This window comes from Streptomyces phaeochromogenes (assembly GCF_001418655.1).
Classification (GTDB): domain Bacteria; phylum Actinomycetota; class Actinomycetes; order Streptomycetales; family Streptomycetaceae; genus Streptomyces; species Streptomyces phaeochromogenes.
Genome location: NZ_LIQZ01000437.1, coordinates 1 through 6829 on the forward strand (window position 1 = coordinate 1; position 6829 = coordinate 6829).

Below are 6829 nucleotides of genomic sequence, written 5' to 3' on the forward strand. Positions count from 1 at the left end.
GCTCTCCCCCCGCCTCCGCCCCCGAGGTGTTCGCCGGTGTCGACATCGGCGGCACGACCACGCAGGTCGTGCTCTGCACGCCCGAACTCGACGTCGTGGACAGCCAGGAGGTGCCCACCCCGGCCGCGGAGGGCGGCACGGCGATGGTCGGCGCCGCGCTCGACGCCCTGGGGCTGCTCCTGGCGCGCGCACCGGCCCGGCTGCGCGCGGTCGGGGTGGGCGCGGCGGGTGTGGTCGACGCCCGCGCCGGACGCGTCCTCGTGGCCAGCGACTCCTTCCACGCGTGGGCCGGGTTCGAGGTGACGGCGACCATGGAGGCCGCGCTCGGCGTCCCGGTCTTCCTCGACAACGACGTCAACGCGTTCCTGCGCGGCGAGGTGGCCCGGGGCGCCGTCGCTGGCGAGCGGCACGTCCTCGGCATGACGCTCGGCACGGGGGTCGGCGGCGCGCTGTGGCTGGACGGGGCGCTGTACGAGGGGCCGCGGGGCGCGGCGGGCGAGACGGGCCACATCCCGGGTTTCGGGGACCTCCCGTGCACCTGCGGCGGCCACGGCCATCTGGAGACCCTGGCCTCCGGCCGGTCCATCGCCGCCCGGTACGGCGAACGGACCGGGCTCGACCGCAGCGCCCGCGCCGTCGCCGAGGCTGCGGAGCGCGGCGACGCGGACGCGCTCGCCGTGTACGAGGCCGCCGGCGACGCGGTCGCCCGCGCGATCCTGATCACCGCGGGCATGCTGGACATCTCGACCTTCGTGATCGGCGGCGGGGTCAGCGGCGCCTGGACGCTCCTGGAGCCGTCGATCCGGGCCGCGCTCACCGCCGAACCCCCCGTCAGCGGCCACCAGGTCAGGGTCGTACGGGCCGGGCTCGGCAGCGCGGCCGTGGCGGTCGGGGCGGCCTCCCGCGCCCGTACGGAATCCCGGGAACCCCTCGTTCCGGTCCGGCCCCTCTCCGAAGGCGCCAACTCGGCGACTTTCAAGAGTGGTTGACTGCTTCTCACTCCACCTCATGATCAAAAAAGACAACTCCGGCCATCTGGGCGCTCACTTGACTACCAGGCGTCACACACGATTGGCTCCGGCCAGCAAAAGTCCGACAGTCGGCACACATGATCCGCCGACGGTCACACCGACTTCACGCTCCCCTTCCGCTTGCCCGGCCGCACAGCGAGGTGCCATACCCCCATGAACACCACTCCCTCAGGTCCCGTCCCCGCAGGATCCGCACGCGGCACCGCTCTGGCCGCCGCCGTCGCGGCCGTCTGTCTGCTCGCGTCCGGCTGTTCCGGTTCCGGCGGATCGGACGCGGGATCCGACGCCGACGCGGCGGGCAAGGCGAGCGCCGGGATCAAGGTCGCCCTGATCACCCACGGCGCCCCCAACGACGCCTTCTGGGAGCTGGTGAAGAAGGGCGCGCAGGCGGCTGCCGCCAAGGACGGCATCGCCCTGACGTACGAGAGCAACCCCGACTCCAAGGGCCAGGCCGACCTGGTGCGGGAGGCGATCGCCGACCGGGTCGACGGGATAGCCGTGACCCTGGCCAAGCCGGAGGCCATGAGGAGCGCGGTCGCCGCGGCCCGGGCGGCGGGCATCCCCGTGGTCGGCCTCAACTCCGGTATCGACGCCTGGAAGTCCGGGGGCCTGCTGCAGTACTTCGGCCAGGACGAGAGCGTCGCGGGCCAGGCGGTCGGCGACAAACTGGACGCCCTGCGCGCCAAGCACGCCCTGTGCGTCATCCACGAACGGGGCAACGTCGCCGTGGAGGCCCGCTGCGCCGGGGTGAAGAAGACGTTCGCCGGCCGGACCGAGATGCACTACGTGGACGGCACCGACATGGACGCGGTGACCGACTCCGTCGCCGCCGCCCTGAGGCAGGACCGGACCATCGACGAAGTCGTCATGAACGGCGCGGAGTTCGCGCTCGCGGCGGTGAAGTCGGTGAAGGAGGCGGGCAGCAAGGCCGAGGTCGCCACCTTCGACCTGAACAAGGACCTGGTGAAGGCCGTGCGGAGCGGGGACGTGCAGTTCGCCGTGGACCAACAGCCCTATCTGCAGGGCTACCTCGCCGTGGACGCGTTCTGGCTGTACAAGACCAACGGCAACTTCAGCGGCGGCGGAGAGGAGCCCGTACTCACCGGACCGGCGTTCGTCACCAAGCAGAACGTCGCCGCGGTCTCCAAGTTCGCGGCCAACGGAACGCGGTGAACCGCCGGCGAAGCTCGGTGGAACTCCCGTGGCGGGCCGGCCGAACCACGGTGCCGGACCGGCTGATCCTGCGTGCCGAACCGGCCGATCCGGCGCCGTCAGGTAACAGCGTCGCCAAGGTTTGGGGTACTCACGGTGCGTACGGTCACTTGTACGGATAGCATCCTGCGCATCCCCTGTGCTGTATCGGACACGCGGTCACCCGCCGCCCTTGTCCCCTCTCTCACCCCTGCTGACCACCCGACTTCCGCCAAGACCCCCTCCGCTCACCGCTGATCGCTCTAGGACGACGATGTCTCCACGGACAGGCTCCCGCCGCCGTCTCGGCTCCATACGTCTCTCACTGATCCTGCTGGCTCTGGTGCCCAGCGTCACCCTCGCCGCCATGTGGGGCGTGACGACGATCCAGATGTTCTCGGAGGGTCTGCGGCTGCGGGACCAGACGGAGCTCAGCAAGTCGACCGGGGCCATGGGCACCGAGGCGACGCTCGCGCTGCAGCGGGAGCGCAGTCTGTCGGCCGTACTGCTGGCCAGGCCCGGCAGTTCGCGTACGGCCCTGGACGAGCAGCGGGCCCGTACCGACAAGGCGGTCGCGACACTCGTCGGCCAGTCCGACGCGATCCAGAAGGCCCCCGAGCGGATCAGCGACCGGATGTACTCGGTCATCGCGTCGGTGGGCAGCCTGGAGTACTACCGGGGCCAGGTGGACAACCCCACCGACATCACTCCCGACCAGGCGCTGGACCAGTACACCTCGATCATCGACGACCAGATCCACGCCTTCCAGGAGCTCTCCCAGGTCGACGACGGCGAACTCACCTCGCAGGCGGGCCCGCTGGTCGCCCTGGAGCACTCGGCCGAGCTGGTCTCCCAGGAGGACGCCCAGCTGCACCTGGCCTGGCCGTCCGGGAAGCTCGACGAGAACGCGTGGAACCACTACGTCCAGCTGGTCAACACGAAGCGCTGGCTCGTCGAGGACCAGTTGGTGCCCTCGCTGCGCGGCTCGGTGAAGACACAGACCGAGCGGATCCTGCAGGGTCCGGAGTGGAAGGCGCTGGAGGGCGTCGAGGACCAGGTCGTCGCGGCCCGCGCGAAGGGCCTCACCGACGGCCGGAAGATCACCCTGCCGGACGCGCAGAAGCGGTGGAGCCCCGCGTTCGACAAGCTCGGCGACCAGTACACCGCCCTGATCCGCCAGGAGACGGCGGCGCTGCTGGAACGCAGTGACGACAGGGCCGAGGACCTGCTGATCAAGGCGGCCGCGCTGAGCACCGGCGGATTCGTCGCCCTGCTGGTGTGCGTCCTGATGTCCTGGCGGATCACCCGCTCCCTCTCCCGGCGGCTGCGCGGGCTGCGTATCGCCACCCTCAGCCTGGCCGAGGAGCGGTTGCCCGACGTGGTGGCACGTCTCAACCGCGGCGAGAAGGTCGACGTGGAGTCGGCCACGCCCCCGCTGGACTACGGCCGGGACGAACTCGGGCAGGTGGCCCAGGCGTTCAACGCCGCGCAGCGCACGGCGGTCCACACCGCGGTCGAACTCGCCGACACCAGGCGCGGGTTCCAGAAGGTCATCCTGGGCATCGCCCGGCAGAGCCAGAACCTGGTCAACCTCCAGCTCACCAAGCTGGACGCGCTGGAACGCCAGCACCAGGACCCGGAGATCCTCAAGGGCCTGTACGAACTGGACTCCACCGCGAGCCAGTTGCGCCGCTACGAGGAGAACCTCGTCATCATCAGCGGCGAGCAGCCGCGCCGCAGCTGGACCGAACCGGTCGCGCTGATCGACATCCTGCGCAGCGCCGTCGGTGAGGTCGCCGAGTACCAGCGGGTGGAGGTGAACACCGACGAGGAGGTGTTCCTCACCCCGCCGGCGGTGGCGGACGTCATCCACCTGCTGGCCGAACTCATCGACAACGCGACCGCGTACTCCCCCGCGCCCAGCCCGGTCGGGGTGCGGGCCGGGATGGTCGCCAAGGGGCTGGCCGTCGAGATCGAGGACCGCGGTCTCGGCATGTCCGACGAGGACTACGCGTCGTTCAACGCCCAGTTGACGACAGCCCCGCAGTTCGACGTGGTGGCGCTCGCCGACGACCTGCGGCTCGGCATGTTCGTCGTCGCCCGGCTCGCCACCCGGCACGGCATCGCCGTCACACTGCGGTCCTCGCCGTACGGGGGCACCACCGCGATCGTGCTGATCCCGCACGAGATCGTGGTGCGCGAGGCCCTCGAATTCGAACCACCCTCCGCGGACGCGGAGAACGCGAACGGGGCCTTGCCGGCCGCCCGGGAGCAGGGCGGGGAGCAGGCCGGCGGGCCGGTGGCGGAGCCGGTCGGCGTCGCCGCGAAGGGTTCGGCGGACCGGATCCCGGGCGCGGACCGGCAGACCCACGAGCGCTCGCGGGAGGCGCAGCCCGTCGCCCGGGCGCGGACACCTCAGGCGGCCGAGACCCGGGTCGCCGCCGGTGCGGCCCGCTCCGGTTCGGCCGCGGCGGGGCACGGCGGTCTCACCCCGCTGCCGCGCCGGGTGCCGCAGACCAGCCTGGCCGCCGAGTTGCGGGAGGACGTGCCGCCCGTCGCGTCCGCCGAGGCCGACGACTCCCTCGCGGACTTCACCGCGGAGCGCGCGGCCTCCTCCCTCTCCGGTTTCCAGCGCGGAACGCTCCAGGCGCGTGACAACGACACGGATACGGCGTACGACCAAGGGGAAGAAACCGCACCCGAAGGCGCATCCGTCACCTCGACTCCGCCCGCAGACCGCTCATGAAGGACAGAGAAATGACACGCCCCATCCCCGCCACGCACAGCCAGCTCGACCAGCTGCTCACCGGACTGGTGGACCGGGTCGCCGAGGTGAACCACGCCGTCGTGCTCTCCGAGGACGGACTGGTCGTCAGCAGGTCCACGGGGTTCCTGCGTGATGACGCCGAGCGTCTTGCGGCGACCGCGTCCGGTCTGATGAGCCTCAGCAAGGGCGTCAGCATGGACTTCCGCGGCGGCCCCGTGCGGCAGGCGCTCATCGAGATGGCCAACAGTTACCTGATACTCAGCACGGCCGGGCCGGGCGCCCATCTGGCCGTGCTCACCAGCCAGGGTGCGGACGTCGGTGTGGTCGCGTACCAGATGAACATGCTGGTGAAGAAGATCGGCGAACACCTCAGCGCGGCACCGCGGGCGGGCGTCGCCGTCACCGACAACGGCGAGTGAAGTGAACGGAGGCGACGCGAGCGGCCGTCTGGTGCGGCCGTTCACGCTGACCGGCGGCCGTACCCGGCCCAGCCGCACCGACTTCACCCTCATCACGTCGGTCACCACGGTGGACCCGCCGCCCGACCGGGCCGCGCGCCCGCAGCCCGAGCACGCGCGGATCCTGCGGCTGTGTACGAAGCCGGTCGTGGTCGCGGAGCTCGCCGCCCAGCTCGACCTGCCGGTCAGCGTGGTCTGCATCATGCTCTGCGACCTGCTGGAGGCGGGCCGGATCGTCGCCCACGCCCCACGCCAGATCTCCCGAACCTCGGACATGGACCTGCTGCAGAAAGTGAGGGACGGCCTTGGCCGGCTCTGACCCCGTCATCACGGGGACCTCAGCACCCGACACGGTCAAGATCCTGATCGCCGGGGGATTCGGCGTCGGCAAGACCACCATGGTCGGCGCGGTCAGCGAGATCGTGCCGCTGCGCACCGAGGAACCGCTGACCTCGGCCGGCCTGGGCGTCGACGACCTCGACGGCATCCCGGAGAAGCACGCCACGACGGTGGCCCTGGACTTCGGCCGGATCACGCTCAGCCAGGAACTCGTGCTGTATCTCTTCGGCACGCCGGGGCAGCAGCGGTTCTGGTTCATGTGGAACGACCTCGCCATCGGTGCCCTGGGCGCCGTGGTCCTCGTCGACGTCCGCCGCCCCGAGTCCAGCTTCGCCGCCATCGACTTCTTCGAGCGGCGCGACATCCCCTTCGTCGTCGGCGTCAACGGCTTCCACGGCGAGCATCCGTACGCCGCCGACGAGATCCGGGACGCCCTGGCCCTGCCCGAGCACACCCACGTACTGCTCTGCGACGCCCGCGACCGGGAGTCGTGCCGGGACGTACTGATAGCGCTGATAGACCAGTTGATAGCCACGTCGGCCCAGAACAACGGAAGCGGGCGGCCCAGCGGGCGGGTGTGAACACCCACGGAGGGACCGGCCGGGCCTGGCTTGGCTGACTTGGCTCGGCTTGGCTAGCCGGTTGACCTGGCTGGCTCGGCCCGGCCGGCTAGCTGGAGTGAGCTGGGCTGCGCCGAGTTGGGGCGGCAGCACCGGAAACTCGGCGCAGCCCCGCCCGGCCTGATGATCCATCAGGAATGCCCCGCCACGCCTGCGCGGAGCGCGCGACGCGCAAACACGTCCGCCACAGCCGTCAGGCCGTCAGGCCGAGAATGAACGAGGCCGGGACCAGTGACCGGGCCGCGCCCCCGCAGGGCACCTCCGCCGGGCCCCCGGCACACCCTCCGCACGGCCCGCACCCCGTGCAGGATGGCCCGCGTCGCCCGCCCGCCCGCGCGCCTTCCGCTCCCGGACACCGTCGCGTCACACCGAGCGGGCACGTTTCGGTCGTCCCCTCCTGCCTTGCCCTGTATCCGTCCGCCC

The 6829-nt window shown here is 71.3% G+C and carries 6 protein-coding genes; all 6 read left to right on the plus strand.

Annotated features, from left to right (window positions below):
- Positions 1-26 precede the first annotated feature (26 nt).
- The 6 genes from AOK17_RS42055 (at position 27) to AOK17_RS42080 (ending at position 6367) form a co-directional block, all read left to right on the plus strand.
- Positions 27-989, plus strand: coding sequence for an ROK family protein (locus tag AOK17_RS42055; protein WP_055617925.1), 963 nt, complete (start codon positions 27-29; stop codon positions 987-989).
- A 195-nt stretch (positions 990-1184) separates the two neighbouring features.
- Entirely contained in the window at positions 1185-2204 is a 1020-nt protein-coding gene (locus tag AOK17_RS42060; RefSeq protein WP_055617926.1) for a substrate-binding domain-containing protein, read from the plus strand.
- Between the two features lie 292 nt (positions 2205-2496).
- Positions 2497-4968 (plus strand): sensor histidine kinase, encoded by a 2472-nt coding sequence (locus AOK17_RS42065; protein WP_055617927.1) that lies wholly within the window; start codon positions 2497-2499, stop codon positions 4966-4968.
- 11 nt (positions 4969-4979) lie between these two features.
- A complete protein-coding gene (locus AOK17_RS42070; protein ID WP_055617928.1) occupies positions 4980-5408 on the plus strand; it encodes a roadblock/LC7 domain-containing protein in 429 nt (142 codons plus the stop codon).
- A gap of 1 nt (position 5409) precedes the next feature.
- Positions 5410-5766 carry a DUF742 domain-containing protein gene (locus AOK17_RS42075; protein ID WP_055617929.1) on the plus strand — a complete coding sequence of 119 codons (357 nt, stop codon included), beginning with the start codon at positions 5410-5412 and terminating at the stop codon, positions 5764-5766.
- Positions 5753-6367 carry a GTP-binding protein gene (locus AOK17_RS42080; protein ID WP_055617930.1) on the plus strand — a complete coding sequence of 205 codons (615 nt, stop codon included), beginning with the start codon at positions 5753-5755 and terminating at the stop codon, positions 6365-6367. The genes AOK17_RS42075 and AOK17_RS42080 overlap by 14 nt, the downstream gene beginning before the upstream one ends.
- The last annotated feature ends 462 nt before the right edge of the window (positions 6368-6829 follow it).

Excerpts from the sequence above, each read along its gene's own strand:
- AOK17_RS42060 (WP_055617926.1), top strand. The coding sequence starts at position 1,185 with ATGAACACCACTCCCTCAGGTCCCGTCCCCGCAGGATCCGCACGCGGC.
- AOK17_RS42065 (WP_055617927.1), top strand. The coding sequence starts at position 2,497 with ATGTCTCCACGGACAGGCTCCCGCCGCCGTCTCGGCTCCATACGTCTC.
- AOK17_RS42070 (WP_055617928.1), top strand. The coding sequence starts at position 4,980 with ATGACACGCCCCATCCCCGCCACGCACAGCCAGCTCGACCAGCTGCTC.